The organism is Flavobacterium sp. FG19 (assembly GCF_057809475.1).
In genome coordinates, this window is the sequence record NZ_JBMDKA010000002.1 from 326,702 (window position 1) to 348,356 (window position 21,655).

General features: G+C 34.8%; 16 protein-coding genes. 5 read left to right on the forward strand and 11 right to left on the reverse strand.

The genetic code is table 11. From position 1 onward, the window contains the following. Positions 1-87: 87 nt before the first annotated feature. Both ACODST_RS03365 and ACODST_RS03370 read left to right on the forward strand, forming a co-directional pair. On the forward strand, positions 88-924 hold the full coding sequence (locus ACODST_RS03365; protein ID WP_488930701.1) for a hypothetical protein: 837 nt from the start codon (positions 88-90) through the stop codon (positions 922-924). A 51-nt stretch (positions 925-975) separates the two neighbouring features. After that, positions 976-2,004 carry a hypothetical protein gene (locus tag ACODST_RS03370; protein ID WP_488930702.1) on the forward strand — a complete coding sequence of 343 codons (1,029 nt, stop codon included), beginning with the start codon at positions 976-978 and terminating at the stop codon, positions 2,002-2,004. Between the two features lie 194 nt (positions 2,005-2,198). Here ACODST_RS03370 and ACODST_RS03375 read toward each other — a convergent pair whose 3' ends face one another. From ACODST_RS03375 to ACODST_RS03410, 8 genes are all read right to left on the reverse strand, one after another. Then, complete coding sequence (locus tag ACODST_RS03375) at positions 2,199-2,870, reverse strand: VOC family protein (protein WP_488930703.1); 672 nt, start codon at positions 2,868-2,870, stop codon at positions 2,199-2,201. 371 nt (positions 2,871-3,241) lie between these two features. Then, positions 3,242-4,081 carry a DUF8693 domain-containing protein gene (locus ACODST_RS03380; protein ID WP_488930704.1) on the reverse strand — a complete coding sequence of 280 codons (840 nt, stop codon included), beginning with the start codon at positions 4,079-4,081 and terminating at the stop codon, positions 3,242-3,244. Between the two features lie 583 nt (positions 4,082-4,664). Next, entirely contained in the window at positions 4,665-5,486 is an 822-nt protein-coding gene (locus ACODST_RS03385) for a hypothetical protein (RefSeq protein ID WP_488930705.1), read from the reverse strand. Between the two features lie 3 nt (positions 5,487-5,489). Further along, positions 5,490-6,365 (reverse strand): BatD family protein, encoded by an 876-nt coding sequence (locus tag ACODST_RS03390; protein ID WP_488930706.1) that lies wholly within the window; start codon positions 6,363-6,365, stop codon positions 5,490-5,492. A 14-nt stretch (positions 6,366-6,379) separates the two neighbouring features. After that, positions 6,380-8,053 carry a toxin-antitoxin system YwqK family antitoxin gene (locus tag ACODST_RS03395; protein ID WP_488930707.1) on the reverse strand — a complete coding sequence of 558 codons (1,674 nt, stop codon included), beginning with the start codon at positions 8,051-8,053 and terminating at the stop codon, positions 6,380-6,382. Positions 8,054-8,120: 67 nt separating this feature from the next. Further along, on the reverse strand, positions 8,121-9,278 hold the full coding sequence (locus ACODST_RS03400; protein ID WP_488930708.1) for a hypothetical protein: 1,158 nt from the start codon (positions 9,276-9,278) through the stop codon (positions 8,121-8,123). A gap of 258 nt (positions 9,279-9,536) precedes the next feature. Then, a complete protein-coding gene (locus ACODST_RS03405) occupies positions 9,537-10,895 on the reverse strand; it encodes a DUF3108 domain-containing protein (RefSeq protein WP_488930709.1) in 1,359 nt (452 codons plus the stop codon). A 98-nt stretch (positions 10,896-10,993) separates the two neighbouring features. After that, positions 10,994-11,659 carry a GNAT family N-acetyltransferase gene (locus ACODST_RS03410; RefSeq protein ID WP_488930710.1) on the reverse strand — a complete coding sequence of 222 codons (666 nt, stop codon included), beginning with the start codon at positions 11,657-11,659 and terminating at the stop codon, positions 10,994-10,996. 596 nt (positions 11,660-12,255) lie between these two features. On the opposite strand from ACODST_RS03410, the gene ACODST_RS03415 reads away from it, so the two are divergent. The 3 genes from ACODST_RS03415 (at position 12,256) to ACODST_RS03425 (ending at position 14,973) form a co-directional block, all read left to right on the forward strand. Further along, positions 12,256-12,765 carry a nucleoside deaminase gene (locus ACODST_RS03415; protein WP_488930711.1) on the forward strand — a complete coding sequence of 170 codons (510 nt, stop codon included), beginning with the start codon at positions 12,256-12,258 and terminating at the stop codon, positions 12,763-12,765. A 255-nt stretch (positions 12,766-13,020) separates the two neighbouring features. Continuing rightward, positions 13,021-13,758, forward strand: coding sequence for a DUF3667 domain-containing protein (locus ACODST_RS03420; protein WP_488930712.1), 738 nt, complete (start codon positions 13,021-13,023; stop codon positions 13,756-13,758). 429 nt (positions 13,759-14,187) lie between these two features. Then, entirely contained in the window at positions 14,188-14,973 is a 786-nt protein-coding gene (locus tag ACODST_RS03425) for a polysaccharide lyase (RefSeq protein WP_488930713.1), read from the forward strand. A 253-nt stretch (positions 14,974-15,226) separates the two neighbouring features. On the opposite strand, the gene ACODST_RS03430 is transcribed toward ACODST_RS03425, so the two are convergent. From ACODST_RS03430 to ACODST_RS03440, 3 genes are all read right to left on the reverse strand, one after another. After that, complete coding sequence (locus ACODST_RS03430) at positions 15,227-16,249, reverse strand: LLM class flavin-dependent oxidoreductase (RefSeq protein ID WP_488930714.1); 1,023 nt, start codon at positions 16,247-16,249, stop codon at positions 15,227-15,229. 156 nt (positions 16,250-16,405) lie between these two features. Beyond that, positions 16,406-17,647 (reverse strand): hypothetical protein, encoded by a 1,242-nt coding sequence (locus tag ACODST_RS03435; protein WP_488930715.1) that lies wholly within the window; start codon positions 17,645-17,647, stop codon positions 16,406-16,408. Between the two features lie 14 nt (positions 17,648-17,661). After that, the gene (locus ACODST_RS03440) at positions 17,662-21,654 is read right to left on the reverse strand and encodes a WG repeat-containing protein (RefSeq protein ID WP_488930716.1); all 3,993 of its coding nucleotides are present in this window, start codon (positions 21,652-21,654) and stop codon (positions 17,662-17,664) included. Position 21,655: the final 1 nt, after the last annotated feature.

The window sequence follows — 21,655 nt, forward strand, 5'->3', positions numbered from 1 at the left end:
CCGATAATGGAGTCTCTCTTTAATACTTATGTATATTTGATTAAACAATATGATATTGAAAAAATATTTACTATTAAAAATACCTGCATGAATAAACCAGCTTTATTACTTTGTATCATTCCCTTCTTCTTTTTTATCTCCTGTCAGAAGAAAAATAAAGAAATCCCAAATATTCCTGTACAAAAAGCAACTGCATATGATACAAAAACAGAATCGGAAATAAAAAATAACACTATCTATCCGGTTTATAATCTGGCTGGTAATACAACTGCCATTGTAATTACGATGTTTGAATCGGATACCAATTCTCAATACGAAGAAATTTACCAGAGAATAAACGAAACCGATTCACTGGAGAATGACTTTTACAATCCAAAATCTTCAAGACTTAAACAAATCGAATATTACGATACTTTAGGGATTGTACACCTCATTAAAAGCAAAAAACTGGAAAAGGAAATCAAAAAAATTATCGCGTCTAAATACTATGTTTACGGTACCAAAGGTTTCTCGGAAACGACAATCGATGAAGTTCTCTGCAGAATCGACGACTGCAGAGAAAATTTTATTGCATTAACCCTTAAAAATTTTGATACTGCTAAAAATGGCAAACCGCTTATCTGTTCTGTAAAACCATTAAATCTCAACTACGGAAAAGATTATTTTTCGATTCAGAGAAAAATTCAGAAAATGGATGACAGTATCGTTTACAGATATAGTGATATGGATTCTGTTAAAGTAAAAGTGTATGCAAATACAGGCCCCGCCTATTTTGTTTACAATGATGATTTTTTATGGGGGAAAAATTTTAATCAGTCAAAATCTAAATTTCCTGAAAGAAGAATTCTCATTCACGAAAAAAACGATACGTTTAAAACAATCTACGTTCAGGGCTTAGATTTGCCAGGTTTTCGTTGTGATTAAACCAAATTCTAAAAAAATATCTTTCTTTATAATCCTTAAACCTAAAATAAATTGAACCCAATTAAAAGCAAATTAACCATAACCCTTTTATCTGTCATTACTTTGTCTTCCTGCAGGAATGATGAAAAGACCTTAAACAAAGAAAATACTATAGAAGACAGCACCGCCATAGCAGCATCTGCTAAAACCAAAACTTTATTTTCTTTTCATAATAAGAACCATGACGAAATCATCAAAATATCAGGAAGTGAAGTCAGTGATAACGATGATTTTTATCTTGACGGCGATGAAAATATAGTAACAGCTTCTAAATATAAAAATAGTAATGGAAAACCTGAGCTTATCAGGACCAATACTTTGATAATAAGCAAATACAATCGTATCCGGATAGACCGTAAGCTTTTCTTAAGGAAAACAATTAAAGGCATCGATTATTTTCTGTTTGCCGTAAAAGAATCTCCTTCAGACAGCAAAGACCCCGCGCAGTATTTAAGCTTTATCCTATTAGACATTAACTCTTTAAAATTTGATATATTAAAATACAATGGAGAAGCTACGTTAAGATCCAGTAAAACGGCAGACGGCTCTTTTGCAGAAAATGAAAGTTTACAATCTAACGCTGAAATTTATAAGGAAGTATTACATTTTGCGAATCAAAGCAAATGGATTTACAATCCTTCTGAAGAAGAAAAAGACATTAATTTTTATAAAAACTTTGAACACAAATGGTACAAAGACAATTATCCCGGAGGTGCAGAAATTTTCTATCCGGAAATAGTGAGAAGTACTTATTATGCTGAAAATCTTTTTGAATTTAACGGGAATTACGATAACAGCCGGGCTATTGAAAATTCCAATTTTAAAATAGTTTCTTATTTTCAGGATAACACTATTGGTTATGATAAAATTAAAAAATTGTATTTCCCAATTACGGTACAATCCTGTCGTACCGGATGTGACCAGAAAGTAAAATTTGTAAATGATAATACAATAGAGATCTCCTATGAACCTAACGGGCAGGATGCCGATACTATTTATTTACAAAAAATCCAATTTGCTAATGCTCCAAATGAGAATTAATACTAAAAACTCTTTATCATTCTAATTTTACTTCCAGACAGATCTGTATAAAAGCAAAGCGGCCGGAATAAATTCCGGCCGTTTCTATAAATAAGGATATTAGTCGAACATTACTTAACCGGATGCGGTGCTGTAAGCTGTTTACTCCATATCTCGCCGCATCTTTGAGCTGCACTGTTTCTCTTCATCTTTTTTTACTTCAGTATTTCTTCAATTCTTAAATTGGTATTGAACAGTTTTACGGTCTGCAGCCCCATCCCACTACTCCATTCAATCCCGCTCTGATCAATAAGAAGCTGATTCAGCAGTGATCTGTCAAGCGCCTCATTTCCTATTTGTAAAAACTTTACTCCTTCTGCACCATTGGGATGTTTTATATGTTCCGGCCGGGGATTAGGAGCATAAGCCGACATTATAAACGGAAACATAATATCATCAGGAATTAAAAGTTCCCATTTTAGTTTTCGTCCGTTTTCGTCTGTTCGTTTCGCTTTATGATAACTATACGGAATCTTGTTGAGCTTAAACAGTACTTTTTCTTTCTGAAGTGTTACTGTAGTGGATTCGAGCGACCATTCACACCAACCACTGCCATAACTTTCCCATTTCTTCATTCTGTTTAATACCGGCTGGTATCCAGCGATTTTCATAAACCATTTTGTAAATCGGGATAATTCCGGATTTTCATATACTTCAATAAATACCCCTTTTTCAAACCATATAAAAGCATTATATGCTTTCTTTGGAGAGGTACCGTATTCTACATTAAATCCGGCATCGGTAAGTTTTTTAACTGCCTCGTGAAGATTTGCAACACAATAAAGCACATGACTCAGCTGTATGTTCTTTTTATCATTTCTTATCATACTAATTTCTTTTTGAATATCCACTTCAACTTTACCTCAAAATCTCTGGTCTTTACATTTTATAACAGAATGCATATCTACGCCTTTTGATGCAGTATACCAAAATTGAAAAACAAGAGCAGTAGTAAAAGAGATTTAAATCTTATTTTTTTTTAAAGAGGGTATTTTAAGACTATTACAGGAAGTCATTTTTATTTTATTTGCGAAGTCCAGAAAAGACTTTATATAACAAAAGACATTTAATCTCTACAAATATAATCTAATTTAGACTCAATAAAAATAATTGATCAAAAAAAATCCGTCCAATCTTCGCGTTGTAATAATTCAAGGTTGTGTAAGTTTGTTCCTTTAAGGTGAAAAATAAAAGAAACTTAAAAAAGTACTTTTTCTGCTGTAGTGTATCCGTCTTCTAAGGTTGTTTTTACCAATAAAACCTGTGAACCTGCCTGAATATTGGCAATTTCAAATTCAGATGTTCCAATGTTAACATTGTTGTAAAGTAATTTGCCTGACATATCAAAAACAGCTACTTTCTGCAGTGCTGATCCGTATGATTTTAATCTGATAATTTTATCTTTTGAAGCCACATTCAGACTGTGTACTGTATTTTTAAAATCATCTGTCCCCAGAGTTGTACCAGCCGGATTGTATCGAATTACAAAACGATCTGTAAAAGTACCGGTTACAGTAGAAAAGGTATAACTTTCTTTTCTCAGATTATGCAGTACTCCGGTATCCTTATCTTCTAAATAAATATCCTGATTGATTAAATCGCCGTCTGCGTGATCAATAGAAATTATTAGTTCTCCTGCAATTTCAGAGCGGTATCCTAAGGGTACTCTGTCTGACAAATCAAACGGCAGTGCTCTTGCCTGAATTACTAATCTGAGACCTTCGTTAATACTGTAAAAATCTCCGTATATATTACCGTCGATGGTAACGGCATCGTATTTCTGATCCCAGCCATTGGTGGCTCCGGTCATATAGGCTATCAAAATTTGTTTAAAAAAGCCCTGTTTGTTTTTAAGATTGATCCAGACCCGGTGCCTGATCGTTTCGAGCGCTGTACTGTCTTTTATACTAACAACTGTCCTGTTTTCCTGAAACCCGGCTCTATTGTTATCTGTAACGGAATGAGCTGCAATAGGATTTAACAAAAAAACAGACTGAAAAGGAAAAAGTAATACCAGTAAAATGTAAAGTTTTTTCATAGCAATAATATGATTAAAAAATTAGCAGAACGGATATAATCAGTATATATTAAAAAAGAAAAAATCAGTAAAACTCTGCCTTCCCAAATACAAAATGCATTTTCAGGTTATCAGAAAAAGACAACTTCAAAAGGTATTTATAACCAGCGGTGCTTATAAGAAACTGTAAAATCCGTTAACACAAAAATGGATTCAGTTGTCAGCCAGAGCTTTAAGAAATTAAACAATATTAAAAGTACAATTTTTTCTTACATATCGTAAAATTATATCCATAAAATTTAACGTTGAAACTTATTTTTATCTTCCCTTTACCTAATAGTATCACAATCAAAATAGTAAAGGAAGATTAGTCCGGCATTTAAGCCTAATCCAAAAATAAGTTCTGAAATTGTAAGACAATACGAATAAAGGTTATACTATACAACTTTCTGTTATGAGATATTACTGATGTATTATACTACAGAACAAATTAACAACCGTTAATTACCGGTACTATAAAAATTGGCTTCGTACGGGTTTCTTAAAAAAAAGCGTCAATTCTAAAAGAATTAACGCTTTTTTTGAACGTACTTAACCGGATCTGTTAGTCTTTAATACTGTATAGAATATTTTCTAAATCTGGTTTTATATTTTCTTTATTGGCTTCAGAGGTCCAGAAAATAACTCTGTAAAATGCTTTATCGGTTTCGGCAGCACCTATAAAATAGTATGCGGTTTCCTTTCTTTCCTGATCAAAAAAGGTCAGATCAGTTTCGATAAAATTTACCTCTCCTTTTTTAAAATACGCTGATTGAGACACTTTTCTTTTTTCTTCATTTATCATAAAATCGCGAAGAATTTCGTCAAGATAACTTTTGGCGGAATAGGTACGGGAGGTAATATTACTGTTTTCTTTAGTATCCACAATGACATATCCGTACACCTCTTTTTTTTCATTTTTAAATTCTATGGTCGCATCCACGTTCAGTCCTGCTGTTTTCTCAAAATAGGCCGGTAAACTTATCGTAAAAACAAAACCAGCTTTGTGGGTAATCAGTTTTAGGTCTTCTTCTGTAAATTCTTTCCCGATTATTTCAATAAATAAATCGTTAGATTTTACAGCAATTCCGTTCTTGTACATATAGACCCTCGGAATGTTGAAACGTCCGGGTTTATAGGCCCGCATCCCAAAAGAAATTGCTGCTCTGTCTGTCGAAGTATTTTGATGAGGACCACTCACTAATTCAAAATTTTTCTTTTCTATTTTGACAGAATCTATTCCTTTTTCTATGCTGTATGTAATATCGATAGTTTCACCTGTAGTATACTTTAATTTTTCAATCGTCGTCTTTATTTCCTGAGCTGTTACATGAGTGTTATGGAACATCAGGGAAAAAAGTACTAAAATAAATATTCCGGATTTCATTGTTTAGTCTTTTAAGCTGTATAATACTTTTTGGAAGTCTGATTTGAATCTGCTTTTATTTTTACTGACTGTTTTTATAACCAAACTATAAAATACTGTTTTAGTTTCGACAGTTCCTGTAAAATAATAAAAGTTTTCGCTTGTTTCGGTGTCAAAATAAGTGAGGTCGTTTTCTGCAAAATTTATCCCCCCTGCTTTGGTAATTTTTACGGGAGAAAGGATCTTTTTCTTCATTTCTTTTCCTCCGTAACCATTCACAATTTCCTGATGGAAAACGGTTAATGGTTTCACTTTCTTACCTGACAACTGCATATTTTCTTTTTTCTCCAATACTACATAGCCTAAAATCTCATGTTCTGCATTACTAAAACAAATTGCGGCATCTGCACTTACTCCATATGCTCTTTTAAGATAAGCCGGCAGGGTAATCTCAAAAACGTTTCCTGCTTTATACTCTTTAAAAGCATGTTCGCCTGAGTTAATTTTGGCTGCTGTTTCCTCCTCGTTCAGTACGGTACCGTTTATATTTAAAGTAACTGTTTCTGATTTTAGGGCCTGGCCGTCTGTAAACATCTGCAGTTGCGGTAAATCTATTTTTCCTGCTTTACGGGGTTCTAAAATGAAGCTGTATTTTATTTCATAACTGCTTTTTCCGTTCACATAATTCCGGGAAGAGCTTCGGGAAGGACCTGCAATAAGCCTGAACTGACTCTGATCGAGTTCAGAAACACTGTCGATATCTTTTTCTACTTTATAAGTCACCAGAATTTTATCTACTATATTATACTCTGGTTTGTCAACAATAATTTTTACTTCCTGTCCTTTTGACTGAAAAGTCTGCAGCAGTAAAAACACAAGAGCTGTTTTTAAAAATTTCATAGTATCATTTTAATTTATTTGAATGTTTTGTTGAACGTATAACTTCGTTCTGAATTCCGGAATTCAATTTCTACATCGATAACAAATTCCTTTTGATTGTACAGCATCACACAATCTTTTACTTCAAAACTCCTGTCGACAGCGGCAAACTCATTAAGAGATATTATTTTTCCCGAAGAGTTAAAAACCTTAAAGTCTTTATGTTTCTTTTCTTCGCTGTCATAAATAAACTCTGCCATTTTTTTACCATCGGGATAAAAGAGTTCTACTATTTTACCTTCATCAGTAATGGTTATTTTCTGCGCTTTTTTTTCTGTACTTGTCCGGTAATAGTACACCAACTCTTCTTTCTCATTTTTCCAGTCGTAGATTCCTGAAAACTTTAGTTTTCCATTTTCAAAATATTCCGCCGCTTTTCCGTCTTTATTTCCGGCATAATACTTTATTTCAGAAGCTAAGGCGCCGTTTTCAAAATACGTTTTATACATACCGGATAATCTTCCGTCTCTTAATATCGATTCTTCCAGTTTTGGTTTTCCATTTTCAAAATAAACAAAATGTTTACGGGGCTCTTCATTTCTTTCATTAACGGCTTCAGGGTATTCCGTCAGTTCTTTTAAATTTCCGTTTTTATAATACACTTTCCAGCTGCCTGTGTTGTAATTGTATAAAACACTGCTAACATGTTTAGACGCTGCTATTTTATAATGTTCTGTTTTTTCAATCTTTCCGTCCGGATAATAATAAGTATGTGTACTGTCTTTTAGCTGCGGGTTTTTAGAAACATATTTTCCTATAAATTTTAACTTTCCGTCTTTATAAAAAGTCTTCCATATTCCGTCTTTGAAGTTCTTTTTATAATATCCCTGTTCGGCAACCTTTCCATCGTAGTAATGGGATTCAAAATAGCCGGAATAATAGGTATTGTCATAGTGGTACAATTCCTGTATCGAATCCCCAAAAACCTTTCTGTACCTTTCTTTGGCCGGATATAACAATCTCTCCTCTCTTAATCTGCCCGTTTTGTCATATTCTTTTTCAAGCCAGCTGGTATTTTTTTCATTATCATATTCATAAAGACTCTCTTTTTTCCTGATCCCCGATTCATAAAAATTGGTTTCAGAAATTCTGTTGTGGTTCTTATAAATCTCTTTTATTCTTATGGTTCCGTCCTCACGGGTTACTTCATAAGTACCGTCTCCTTTTTGATCTAAATCCTTTACAATAACCAGCCGCCCGTTTTTATCGTATTCCCTGATATAACTGGAACGCTTTCCATTATCATAAAACTTTTGAATTTTTTCCGGATCTCCATTTTCAAAATAACTGATAAAAGTTCCGGATCTGTCGCCATTAACATAATTACCCTCTGATTTCTTCAGTCCGTTTTCATAATATTCCAGCCATTTGCCGTTCAGTTTTCCTTCTTTATAATTGCGGATTACTTTTACCTGTCCGCTTTTATAAAATTCTTTTCCTGTTCCGTTATCTTTCCCTTTTACATAATTTTGTTCCTGAAAAAGCTTTCCATCAGAAGAAAATCTCTGCCACAAACCGGTCTGCAGGCCTTCAGCATCCAATTTGCCTTTTTCGGTACCGTTTCCATTATATTTTCTTTCAACAAATTGGGTCTGCGCAAACGAGATATGGGCGGTCACCATTAAAAATAGAATAAATCTTAAATGCATCTTAGCAGGGAAATTAAAAATTGGGGAATAATGAAGGGGTTGATTCTTGTCACGAAATAAAAATCGCTTAATCATGGTAATATTCTATTTTTCGCTCCATAACAGCCGAAATTTCACTTTCCGGACTGTTAACCCTTATCTTACATTCGGTCCAGTTATCATACTGATCGTATTGGTAATCGTAATATTTATCTAAATAAAGCTGTTTTTTCCTGACGAGCTGTTCATCTTTGGGTTCTACATGTAATAAAATAGCGGTCAGATCACCCTGTTTATTGTATTTTCTGGTATAATTGTGCACGTTTGATAAATAATACTGTTCCGGGTATTTATGATAAATAGATTCTGTTTCTACAAATCCGTATTGCTTATTGTAAAAATACTTTACGATCCCTATTTCTTCTCTTGTTTTATCATCGACAGCAAAAACGGTATATTGCAGTAATCGGTCTTTATCGTCGTAATCAAAAAGAATTTCGGCTTTTAAAGTTTCTATCTGAGTCCTGAAATATTTGATAAGAAAATCCAGAGAACGGTCTCTGTGCATTTTGATTTTTTTTAAAAGACCTTTTTCATTGTATTCATAGTGCCATCTGTCTTTAAAATGTTTGTCATCCAGATCTTCATCACTGCCATTGAGCTTTTTTTGGGGAGTAATTGTTCTGTAAAACACGGCATCAGTAATCTTCTTTTTATCTTCATCATAATTGAGTCCGTATATTTCATGTACGGCATCCGGATGCTGTGGATAATCCTTATGATAATAACTTCTGCTGGCACGTATACTATAAAATCTCGGGTCTGCCATTGGAGGAAATCCCTTTGTACCAGAAAATCTTTTTTTAGAGATTAAATCGTATTCACTATATTCATACAAAGTTAAATATTCTAAATCCAAAGGTTCCAAAACCAGCAGACTGTCATTGTATGCCCCAAACAAAGATTGTGTCATTAATCCGTCTTTGTTATATTCGGCAAAGACCTTTTCGACATCTCCTTTGGGCGTTGCTATTCGGTTAGCATTATTGTATGTATTGCTGAGATCAACATAATGTACCTTTAGATGAAAGGATTTTACAGGGCCTTTAAGATTTTCATCTTTTAAATCGTCAGCCAGCAGGTTTCCGGACGCATTATCTTTTAGTGTCTGTGAAAAACACGGACCGGTAAAAATAAATACCAGTAAACTAATTATTGCATCTACACTTCGTAAAGTTCTAACCATAAGCTTTTTGAAAACACTAAAATTGTTTTTATTTTTACGGAATCCCACATTCCTTACCCGATTATTTTTCCGGAAAAATTTGTTTAATTTTTTTAGCTAATATAAATTTATTTCTGTTCAAAATACATTTTTAAATTTGATACGAGCATTTTTTTTACCATCTGTATTTTTATTTCGAACCATAAAAAAACCTCGGAAATCAGCTGATTCCGAGGTTTTAATTTATGATGATCTTAAGTGCTTCTGTTTAAAAAAGCCTTACATTTCTTTTAAGTTCACTTCTTTTTTATCGCCGTCTTTATCTATGGTTACCCGTTTTTCAACATTGGCTTTATCTGTATAAGACTGTCTTGCTGTGCCGTAATTGGTTGTAGACCCCTGATATCCCCAGTAGTTGTAATAATTGGTATAACCGGACACGTAAGAATAGTTATAAGAATTGGTAAAATCAAAACTTGCCATTACCACATAGGTTCCCGGCATCAGATCTGAAAATTCAAAATGCCCCTTATCGTCATACACTTTGGCTTTTTTAACAGAATAACCAAAATCGCTGTTCAAAGGAACTTCGGGCATTTTTTTCTGTTTACGGATTTTCTTATTCACTTCTACCCACTCCTCATAATAGTCTGAACTTGGAAAAAGGGTAATCTCTGTACCCTGCGGTGCGTATTGTTTTTTTGCTGTATTGACCAGACCTCCGAGTCTTTTACCAGAATCCGATCGTGCATAAGCGGTACCAATAATAACACTATTGCCTTTAGAAATCTGCTTAACAGCTTCTTCTTTATTAAATGCGTTCTTAATAGGCTGATAATCCAGCTCTTCATTGGTTGTGATCTCCCACATTCCTTTAGCCATAGACATTTCGCGCTGCCAAAGACGACGGTCTTTTTTGTCAATAATATAATTATAAACCGCATTCGTGCTTTCTTCCAAAACCGAAACCAGCCATGTTTCGTGTTTACCGGTTCTTGGAGAATTGTACACAAAACTTTTTACCTCTTTGATCGTATAATATTCAACCAGTACACTGGATTCATCATTATAATAAAACTGCGGAAAACGGGCTTTGTATCCTACATCCAATGGCAATGTTCCAATAAGATGATCGGTCCAGTTGAAGTCAAAAAATTCTTCTTTAGGTTTTAGTTTCAGTTTTTTATCTTTTTTGGTTTTCTTAGAATAAAAATTACCGGTAATGGTTTCTCCAAAATTAAGATTTAGTTTTGCGTTCTTGGTTTCATCGGCATAACTAATCGCTTTAAGTGTCTGGGCATCTGCTGTACTAATACGTGACGTTGGTTTTCCATTGTCTTTTGGAGTATACGTATTGTTTAAAGTTAACTGATTGTTCACAGTAGTAATATCATAGGTCAAAGATCCCATATTTTTCCAGTCTTTATCCTTCACATAATAAACCGTATAGAGAGACTTTCCGGGTTTGATATACTTCGTATTAATATCTTTACTTCCCGGCAATAGTTCTTTTTGTCCGAATACTGTAAAAGGAAGCAGTACTGCTGCATAAAAAAGTTGTTTTATTAAACCTGATGTTCTCTTTTTGGGAAATTCCGATTTCGGTACTAAAAAACCAGCTGTATTGTAAGCTTTCATTGTGATTTCTTTGATTAATTACAAATTTACTGACGTTAGCTGCGGAAAACAATACCTGATTTCATGGTTATTTGTCTTTCTATATAGGGTTTGATTCATCAAACCGACTTCTCTTTTTCCAGCGGATCATAAAGCATGGCAGTACACAAACAGTTTTTTCTTTCCTTACTTCTTAATATAGGACAGTTTACACAGGACTGACAGCTTTCCCAGAACTTTTCATCCGAAGGTAATTCTGCAAAAGTAACCGGTTCAAAACCCAGTTCGTGATTCATTTTCATTACGGCAAGACCGGAAGTTAAACTGAATATTCTGGCCTCGGGATATTTCTCACGGCTTAGTTCAAATATTTTCTTTTTAATTTTTCTGGCAAGGCCTGTATGGCGAAACTCGGGTGCCACTATGAGTCCCGAATTGGAAACAAATTGTCCGTTTTCCCATGAAGAAATAAAGGAAAATCCGGCCCATCTCCCGTCTGAGGCAAATGCGATAACCGCTTCTCCCCTGTTCATTTTGGTTTCGAGCAGTTCCGGGGAACGTTTTGAAATACCCGTTCCTCTGCCAATCGCAGAGGCTAAGGTTACTTCACAAATCTGCCGGATCCAGAAAGTATGTACTGATCTCGCTTTTTCGATCGTAAAATCAATTGGGATCTCCGTTTCTTCAACTGCTGAAACCACAGCATGAGTCCGGGATGAAACCGAAAAGAAACTTTTTTTAGTCAGGTTTATATCGGGATTGATTACGGGATTTAAAATTTTCATACGTCTTGTAGATATCATTATTCTTTTACAATATAATTCTCATTCTGTCATGATCTGATTTATACAATTTGTGAGATCAGCAGCACGGCAATAAAAAAGACAATACCAAATACCATTGTGTTAATAATCCTGTCCTTATGCCGTGCAGATCTAAGAGAGGTATACTGCTTTGTAATTTCGCGGCTTCTTGTTTTATTTTTTTTCATACGCTGTTTTTAAATGGTTTTGTTTTCGTCAAAAAAACAAAGGGTATGCCAGAAGAACCAAAAACAGAATAAACAACTAAATAACAGCAACTTAATCGAATAAATTCTGTTTTATTCTTATCCTGATACTTATCAAAATGAGAAGACCGGCCTTTCAAAATGAGAAAAAGTGCCATGGTTTTGTTCTGATTCTTTTAAAAAAAAGCTGTATGATGTACTCTTAAATAAGGAAAATGACGAATTAAAAGAAGATCCCTAGATACCCGAATTTTAATCAGAATATGGTATTTTTGATAGCTGTTGAGCAGAATGGCACATTTGTAAAACTAAAAAAGATACTGCTGCAAAAACAGACAGACAGTTCCTTACTCTAATTTTAATCTATACTTTATGGCAGACAAAGCAGAAGAAAATTACAATCCTGAATTTATGGAAAGAGCCGTATATCTTTCTAAAATAGCGTATCAAAGCGGTAAAGGCCTTCCTATTGGCTGCGTCATTGTTCGAAACGGAGAAATTATCGGCGAAGGTCATAACGAAATCTTTTTAAGAAACAATCCTACTTCTCACGGCGAAATGGTGGCGATAGAAAATGCCTGTAAAAACAGTGGTGCACTGCTGCTGGAAGACTGCGAAATATATACAACTTTACAACCCTGCCCAATGTGTCTTGGCGCCATTTACTGGGCCAAATTGTCTAAAATATATTACGCCTGCAGTAATGAAGATGCTTCTGAGGCGGGATTTGATGATTCTTTTATTTTTGAAGAGTTTAAGCTTGAGCCCGAAAAAAGAAAAATTCCACTATATGGTAAAAACTACCCCGAAGCAGCTCAGGTCTTACGGGAGTGGAAAGCAGAAAACATTCCTGCATCGCAGCCCTGGTCTGAAAACAACTGAACCTGAAAATCCTGTTGTACGTTTTTTAAATTTCTAAATTCAGAACCGCATTTTCTCACTTCAGCTGACACTAAATTTATTTACGATTCATGATTTATTAAATAGTATATACAGAAAAAATAATTACATTCGCAAAACACTTATAAAATAAGGCCGGACCGCTTTTTTTACAAAATAAACCTGTGAAAATTTCCTAAAGCCAATACCACTTAAACGCCAAAAAAATACAAACTGAACAAATAGAAGACCCCACCAATGACAAATAATTGTTTAAACTGCAATGAAGCAATTACAGGAAAATTTTGCAGTAATTGCGGACAGTCGACCTCTACACATCGATTTTCTTTATCTCATGTTCTTAAACACGACTTAATTCACGGAATTTTCCACTTTGATACCGGCTTTTTCTATACGATGAAAGAGCTGTTTTTAAGGCCTGGACACAGTATCAGGGAATATGTAAAGGGAAAAAGAGTAAAACATTTTAATTATTTTGCCACCATTATTCTTTTGCTGACCATAAACTATTTCCTGAAAAAATGGACGAAAATCGAAGTATCTGACTTGTATGATCAAACGGCTTTGTCTGGTGTTTTTAAGGTTTTAAAGGAATATTCAAAAATTACTGTTTTTTTACACGTTCCCATTATTGCTTTTGCCAGTTATCTGCTCTTTAAAAAAAGCGGACAAAACTATACGGAGAATTTAGTACTCAATATGTATCTGTTATGCGGAGTTTTGGCAATCAGCCTTGTCCTGCCGGTTTTTATGATTTTTAGCGACAACAAGGAATTTCTGCTTATGGTTAATACTTTCCTCAGTGTACTTACCTTTGTCTATATCGTCATTTTCTTTTATCAGTACTTTTCTGTATTTGATTTAAAAAAGCACCAGCTTATTATCCGGGTTATTCTTATCGCCATCCTGTATCTGGCAGCGAAACAAATAATAAATACAGGTTTAAATATTATCGGACTTAAATATCTGCATTAATTGTAAACACAAAATACGACCAGAATCAAAAGCTCATTTCTTTGGGAATGGGCTTTTTTTTATGCCTTTTAAAGATCTGTTATCAGCCTTAAAAAATGTTCCCGGAATAAAAAACATCCTGATCATGTAAAAACGACCCAACCACAATACATTTTACTTATTTATTTAAGACATAAAACAAAGAATCATTTTTAAACCTGACGGTATTCTGTTTTTCATCTCTTATTTTAACAAATAAAATACACTTAAATCATTTGTACCAGATTTTTTTGTACCCAAAAACGTACTGTATCACCCCTCCTGTAAACCTTTATTAATCAACTTTGTAGGATAGTTTACTAAACACGTAACCAACAGAATCGCAGTTTGGTAAAACTTATCTAACCCTTTATTAACTATTACCTATTTATTAACCTTAATGTTTTAAAAATGAAAAAATTCTTAAAATTAGCAAGTCTGCTGTTTATTACAGCCGCAGTGTTTTCTTCCTGTGAAAAGGAACAAGATTTTAATGAGCCTCAAAGCGTTACTAAAAGCGGAGAGCAAAACGCCAGCAAGCAAGCTGCCCCGGCTGCTGCAGTAGAAGGCACTGTTACTGCATTAGGCAGTGCCGGAGCCAGAACGATTACTTTGCAAACCAATACATTATCGTGCCCCGGCGGTTTATGCACCTCCTACGGGGTTTGGTCAACGGGCGTTTATACCGTATGGTTCCAGATGCGTTTCAATTCCGGATTTTACTGGAGCCGAGGCGGAAAATGCGGATATGGTATCTTAATTGGTGATCAGAATACGGGCGGTGATCCGGGATGGGACGGTAATGGCGGAAGTGCCCGATTTATGTGGTATTGTCCAAACGGATCCAATACAGCCAAAGGAAGCGGGGCTTATCTTCAGCCTTATGTATATTACAGAGACCAGCCCGGGCAATATGGTAATGACTTTGGAAAAAAATACTATATACAGGAAAATGTAACGTACAACTGCCAGATATCGGTTAAACTCAATACGGGATCCAATACAGACGGCTACGTTAAATATTATGTAAACGGTACTGAAATCCTGAATCAAAAAATCCGCTGGGTAACCAATGATTCTAAGCGAAATGTGAATGCCGTTAGTCTGCACACTTTCAGAGGCGGAAGTCAAAGTTACTGGACGGCTCCGGTAACCAGTTCGATTTATTATCCTAGTGCTTCCTGGGACGCTCTATAAGGTAGTGTTCCTGCCGGAAACAACTTAGGAATAAATAAAAATAACAGCTTCGATGGTGTGTAACCAGTATCGAAGCTGTTAACTGTTTAGACAGCAAATCTTTGTAATAACATTAATCCGCCTAATTTTGTCTGATTTTGTTAAATTAAGGACTCCCCTGTTCCTTTTGAACTTAAGGAATTCATTCATAAGAAAATCGATTATACCAAAAAACCTCTAATTTAGAATTAGAGGTCTTTCTGTTTTTAAAATTCTAACGCCATCCGAGCTCCGGAGCAACGTATTTAAGTATAGACGATAATATATGTACATTGTACTCAACTCCCAGAGTATTAGGTATCGTAAGCAATACGGTATCGGCTTCCTGAATAGCTTCATCTTCGGCCAGTTCTTTTATAAGTTTTTCGGGCTCAGCAGCATAACTTTTTCCAAAAATGGCACGCTTATCACTTTCGATATAGCCAAAACTATCGGCTCCTTTACCCTGATCTCCAAAATAAAATTTATCCTGATCATTGACTAAAGCAAATATTGAACGGCTTACTGAAACTCTCGCTTCACGCGAATGTCCGGCTTTTTTCCAGGCTTCTTTATACAATCTGATCTGTTCTGCCTGCTGAATATGAAACGGTTTTCCGTTTTCGTCAAACTTCAAAGTAGAACTTTGCAGGTGCATTCCGTTTTCAGCTGCCCAAATCGCTGTAGCATTCGATGCGGCACCCCACCAGATTCGTTCCCGCAGTCCTTCGGAATGCGGTTCAAGACGCAATAAACCCGGTGGATTTGGAAACATCGGATACGGATTGGGTTCTGCAAATCCTTCCCCACTGAGTTTATCCAAAAATTCCAGTGCTTTTTTACGTCCCATATCGGCATCCGTTTCACCATTTTCCGGTTCGTAGCCAAAAGAGCGCCATCCATCGATAACCTGTTCCGGCGATCCTCTGCTGATTCCTAATTGCAGCCGGCCTTCTGATATTAAATCCGCTGCACCGGCATCTTCGACCATATACAACGGATTTTCGTACCGCATATCGATTACGCCTGTTCCAATCTCTATTTTCTGTGTTTTAGCGCCAATAGCCGAAAGTAAAGGAAATGGCGATGCCAGCTGTCGTGCAAAATGATGAACACGAAAGTAAGCACCGTCTATACCAATTTCTTCTGCGGCAACAGCCAAATCTATGGACTGCAGCAGTGTATCGCTTGCCGTGCGGGCTTTATAGGACGGATGATTGGCCCAGTGTCCAAACGATAAAAATCCTATTTTTTTCATAGATTACAGTTCTTATTAATTACACTTTCAAATATACGCATCATTATTGACTGAGCCTGATTCTTCTTCAACGCTTTTTCAAAAAAAATTTCTTATCAGCTGAATCCTCAAAACGTGATGTAAATAAAAAACAGCCGCTATGCAGACTAAATTCTGTTATATTTTTGCCATGTTTGCTTCATCCTTAACAGCGTTTATTTTCATTTTAAGCCAATTCATTGATACATAACTTCCATTACCCGTTATGGCTTTTACAAGTGATTCATTGTTTTCCCAATCCAGAATATAAAGCCCGGTTTTGGTGTTCAGTCCTTCGTTTTCGGTTCCAACAAAAATATTCTGATAGTCTATATACAGCGGCACCGAATTCCGGTAATAAACACTTAAAGTTAAAACTCCAATATGTTCTGTATCTTTTGGATATTCTTCATAAATAACTTTACAAATTTCATTTCCTTTTTTTAATACGGTAATAGTCTTTTTGTCAAAAGGGCTTCTTCCCGGAGTACTTTTTGCTTTGAAGCTTTTCACTTTCAAAGATTTGTCCGTATCTATTTTATGAATAAATTTATCCGTCTCCAGAATTTTAGCATCATTGTACAAACTCACTTTTGGATCGCCGTAAGTATTGTATACTACATAACGAAGTTCATTATTCAGTTTTATCAATGCTATACCCAGTCTGGAATACTCGTTTCCTTTGTCATAGTACAAAAACTCGTAATTTTTGATTTTGTTTTCTGACATGCAAAAGGCGGCAATTTGTTTTCCTTCTTTATAATTTACAGGTTTCCAGTCAAACATAAAACTATTTGTATTGCTGCCATTTTTATAAAAGGTTTCAATTTCAGCTCTTTTGGCTGTAATTAAATCGCGATACCGCACATTCCTTTTATCCTGTTCCAGATTACCACTGCTTTTTAACAAGCAGAACATATCCTCTTTTTTATAGTAATAATAAGCCCCTAAATCTTTATTAGGTTCTCTGCTTCCGGAACATTCACCACTTTGGGTAATTTTTTCGAGATAAAAACAAATGTAATTCCGGTCTATTATTTTGTATTTACCACTTGAACTTGTAAAACAGCTGTTCCCGCAGTCTGCCACATTATAACTGGCAAAAGTCTGGTCCGGTTTCAATGTAATCATATTTCCAATAGCAAATTCGTCAGGACTGTTGGGAAATAAATAATACGCTGCCGTTTCATCTGTTAGTATTAGTTCGTTTGAATTCCACGTACCCTGCAAATCACTTATCATTACAGGCTGCTTAACCCATTCAAAACCTTTATAATTAGATTGAAAGCCGGAGTCTGCAGCTGTATCTTGGGGATTATTCTGTTTTTGCGAACAGCTGAAAATCATACCTGACAGAACAAGTAAAAAAACAGTTTTCATATTCTAAATTTTAGTTATTCTTCAATTGTAATGCTGACATTGTCAGCTGTCAGAGAGCTGATTTTTCCGTTATTATAACAAACAAAATAGTTTTTGCTTTCCTGATAAGTAACGGAATCATAGATCATGGGAATCCGCACTTTATTGTTTAAATCAATTACTCCCATTTTAAAAAGATCAGAAACGATAAGATATTTTTTATTGATCATTTGTTTTATTTCTCCGTAAACTGCCGGAATTTTTAAGGACAGTATTTTATTTTCATCGGAACCTAAATCTATCAGTCCCTGTTTTCCGTTTAAAGAAACCACTATGTAGTTATGATCCGTAGTCTGAATCAGGTTGTCATAAATAACGGGAATAATTACGGTTCCCAAATGATTTACAAGTCCAAATTTAGTATTGTTTTTTACTTCCAGATAGTTGTAAAACTTTGAGAAACTGATTTCATCGTAGGCCGGTGAAATTATTGCTCCATCAGAATTAGCAATGTATTTTTTAGAATCTTTTTCGGTAATAAACAAATTCTTGTTGTACGTTTTGCTGACTTTGGAATATAGCGGAGGAAACAACAGGTCTCCTTTTTCATTCATCAATCCCTGCTTTCCGTTTCTAAAAAATTTAAAAATCTTCGGATTATTCCATTCTAATTCTACCAGCGAATCACATTCTACCTCAAACAAAAAGCCTCCCCGGGAGTTATAAACCCTCTCTTTCCGGTCTTTTCTGGCAATTATAGTGCTGAAAAGTGTTCTGTCTTTTCTAAAACTGTCATATTCTAAAGGAACCACGATTTTTAAATCAGGGCCAAGAATTCCCGATTTGTTGTCCTTTGTAACTATAAAATTAAAAGATGGTTTTTGAGGCATTCTTTTATCATACAATTCCTTGATAATCCCAACATCATTATCCGGCATTCTCCTTTCCTGCAGATACTGAGTCTCTATTTTATCATATTCAAAACTCAGCAGTACCGTATTATCACGATCAATAATTCCGTATTTGTGATCTTTTTTAGCAATGTAAACAGAATCTACAGAAGTTATAAGGGTGTCATAAACAAAAGGAACACAGATTTTTTCATCGACAGCTGTTATTCCGTATTTGTTTTCTTTTTTTCGGATAAAGTACAGCTTCCAATTCTCTAAATATCGTACATCCTGATTTTGATCAACAAATCGTTCGGCAATTAAATTTGCTTTGGTGCTGTATTTTTGAACCAGTACTTTTGAGCCTGAACCCGAAGTTCCATTATTTCTAATCGTAAAACCTCCGTCAGCGTCCAAAAATAAACTGCCCTTCACTTTTTGAATAATTTTATTTTCATTTAAATCGAAAAATACAACTTCATCAGAAGCTGATAAAAAGGCGAGGCTGTTTCGAAAATCAAGTTTATAATTCTTTTTGGAAACGGATAATCCTGCTATTTTCTTTCCGTCAAGTGATACAAAATCAATTTTATCAGCCGCTTTATCTGATTTATCCATACAAACCAGAATTTCTCCCGATTGTTCTTTTTTATTCTTTATGCCGGAAAGTACCACTTTATTGGATGCCCTGTAAATTAGGTCATAAACACCAGCTTTAATGATTATTTTTCCGTTATCCGTAACAAGACCGGGGCGCTTTGTGTTATCATAAAATTTATAACACCTTCCTTTTGTTGTCTGCATAACATAATTCACATCGACGTTTTGAAAGGTGTTTTTTGTGCTCTGTCCGTTTTTATCGAAAAAACCATATTTCCCATTCTTTTCGTAAAATATCGTATTATTGATGACAGCTGAAATCTGATCTTTTGAAAAAGTCGTATTCATATTTTCATCTATAATCGTGTCAAAATAGTGATCCGTTTTAGCATATATCCGTCTCTTTCCATTTAGATAGGCTGTCTGGATTTCTTTAAATTTCGGTTCTATTATTTTTTGACTGTTTAAATCGTAAAAACCTATCAGGTTATGATAACGTAAATGAACAATTCTGTTTGGATCAACTTCTGAAATATCATATTTTTCAAGAATTCGGATCCCTTTGTTGTTCTCAATTTTAACTAAATAATGATGATAGCCCTGAATGTGAAAAAAAACGTCATTATTGTCTAAAACCATTTTTTCGAATTTATACACCTTGTCACAATCCTTTGGAAGTTCATAAATTGTTTTATTCTGAGCCGTAACAATCCTGTATACATTATCCTGATCTTTAACCAGATACAAGCCGTCTAAAAAAACTTTGATTTCTTTATAAACAACCGGAAAAACTTCTTTCCCGTCTTTATCAAACAACCCGAAATTATAATACTGATTTACGAGATAGTATTTATTGTCAAAAGAACTGATTGAACGGTAATCCGTCTTAATAATGATTTTACCGTTTTCGTCTATCACTCCAACATCCTGGTAATCCTGATCTACAATATATTGATTGTCTAAGCCATTATCTATTTGTGTATAAACCGGCTTTATAATTTCATTACCCTGTTTATCATCAAGACCAAATACTTTTCGATCCTGAAGTTGCTCTTCGTGAGGATCAGCAGGTTTTGTCAGACTTGTTAAAACCCGGTTTGAATTTGGAAAGGTGTAACTCCAGTTTGTGGGCGGATATTCCTTTTTGCTTTCTGATTCCGAAAAGATTGGTTCTTTTCCGTCAATACTGTATTTCTTAATTTTTCCTTTTAAACAGGTTTCCAGATAAGGTTTGGGAGCAGTTTTAATCTTTCTGCCAAAACGGGTCTGTTTGAAATCATACTTTACATACACATGATCAAACTGAGGTCTTATAATAGTCGTTTTATCTTTTTCCACAGCAATCCATCCCCAGGCTTTTTGCTTTTTGGTCAGAAACAAACTGCCGGAAATTTGTTCCATTTCCTCAAATTCGGCTTCGGTAATCGTTTTATTATGTATTGTTTTTAATCCAAAATGATTGTTTTTCGCATAAACAACCGCATTGGAAACATAGTCCCAGTCTTCTTTTACAGGATAAACATATTTCAAATTGGTCCAGACCTTATTTTGCAGACAATTGTAAAAGTTGTTTATGGACTCATAAACCGGCTGGGTATCATACTTATCCTTTGTCAGGTTGTAAATACCAAATTTGCCGTTTTTCTTTACAATGATGCGTTTATCTTTTTGCCGATCTTTAACGATTTGGTCAGCTGTCTCTATTTTATTCTGCCTGAATATATTCAGTCCATTGGAATAAGTTATAATTTCATCGAAAGCGTTCCGGGCGCTAATCGTATTGGCACTAAAATCATGAACTGCTGTTTTGTTCTCTTTTTTAATAAAAAAGTCATTTGTATGGTCAACGAAATAAGGTGCTGTGTTTTCAATTGAATCACAGTCATCAATTAAAAACTGTTTCTTTTCTATATCAAATAATCCAAATTTGTCTGAACTCTTCTGCAGAATAAGATAATTTCCGCCTGCCTGCTGAACATATTTTAATTGTTCTGCAAGCAGTTTTCCGTTTATATTGTAAAGACTTATTAACGAATTTCTATCATTTGAAGACAACATCATGATTTTATCATAAATCGCGACATTGCCTGTATAATTACCAAACGGAATAATCGTGTTTCCTTTGAGATCAAATACCGCAGTCTGACGGTTTAAAACAGCTGTTATAAAATCTGAATTCTTACTCCTAAAAGGAACATCCTCATAAACTGGCATCAGGATGTATTTTTTGGCATTGCTGTTATAAACCCCAAAATGTTTTAATAATGCTGTTTTTACGCTCACTATTTTAACTGAATCACTGATCGCTGCTCCTTGCTGAAATTGGTAATCCAGTATTGCTCTGCAATGTTTTTTCCAGATGTTAACATCTGTATTGGCAAGTGTCTGCTGGTCTTTTATTTGCTTTAAAGTCTGCAGGGCTTCGTGTACTTTTCCGTCGTTAAAAAGCTCCACTGCCTGTTGTTTTATCAAATCATAATTTTGAGCAGGGCAAAGCTGTATCAGCAGCAGAAAGAAAAATAGTATCGGGGCTTTCATT

What these genes read in the sequence shown, in the direction of transcription:
- ACODST_RS03425 (WP_488930713.1), top strand. Translation starts at nt 14,188, where the DNA reads ATGAAAAAATTCTTAAAATTAGCAAGTCTGCTGTTTATTACAGCCGCA.
- ACODST_RS03375 (WP_488930703.1), bottom strand. Translation starts at nt 2,870, where the DNA reads ATGATAAGAAATGATAAAAAGAACATACAGCTGAGTCATGTGCTTTAT.
- ACODST_RS03380 (WP_488930704.1), bottom strand. Translation starts at nt 4,081, where the DNA reads ATGAAAAAACTTTACATTTTACTGGTATTACTTTTTCCTTTTCAGTCT.
- ACODST_RS03415 (WP_488930711.1), top strand. Translation starts at nt 12,256, where the DNA reads ATGGCAGACAAAGCAGAAGAAAATTACAATCCTGAATTTATGGAAAGA.
- ACODST_RS03400 (WP_488930708.1), bottom strand. Translation starts at nt 9,278, where the DNA reads ATGGTTAGAACTTTACGAAGTGTAGATGCAATAATTAGTTTACTGGTA.
- ACODST_RS03420 (WP_488930712.1), top strand. Translation starts at nt 13,021, where the DNA reads ATGACAAATAATTGTTTAAACTGCAATGAAGCAATTACAGGAAAATTT.
- ACODST_RS03390 (WP_488930706.1), bottom strand. Translation starts at nt 6,365, where the DNA reads ATGAAATTTTTAAAAACAGCTCTTGTGTTTTTACTGCTGCAGACTTTT.
- ACODST_RS03435 (WP_488930715.1), bottom strand. Translation starts at nt 17,647, where the DNA reads ATGAAAACTGTTTTTTTACTTGTTCTGTCAGGTATGATTTTCAGCTGT.
- ACODST_RS03410 (WP_488930710.1), bottom strand. Translation starts at nt 11,659, where the DNA reads ATGAAAATTTTAAATCCCGTAATCAATCCCGATATAAACCTGACTAAA.
- ACODST_RS03405 (WP_488930709.1), bottom strand. Translation starts at nt 10,895, where the DNA reads ATGAAAGCTTACAATACAGCTGGTTTTTTAGTACCGAAATCGGAATTT.
- ACODST_RS03440 (WP_488930716.1), bottom strand. Translation starts at nt 21,654, where the DNA reads ATGAAAGCCCCGATACTATTTTTCTTTCTGCTGCTGATACAGCTTTGC.
- ACODST_RS03385 (WP_488930705.1), bottom strand. Translation starts at nt 5,486, where the DNA reads ATGAAATCCGGAATATTTATTTTAGTACTTTTTTCCCTGATGTTCCAT.
- ACODST_RS03395 (WP_488930707.1), bottom strand. Translation starts at nt 8,053, where the DNA reads ATGCATTTAAGATTTATTCTATTTTTAATGGTGACCGCCCATATCTCG.
- ACODST_RS03430 (WP_488930714.1), bottom strand. Translation starts at nt 16,249, where the DNA reads ATGAAAAAAATAGGATTTTTATCGTTTGGACACTGGGCCAATCATCCG.
- ACODST_RS03365 (WP_488930701.1), top strand. Translation starts at nt 88, where the DNA reads ATGAATAAACCAGCTTTATTACTTTGTATCATTCCCTTCTTCTTTTTT.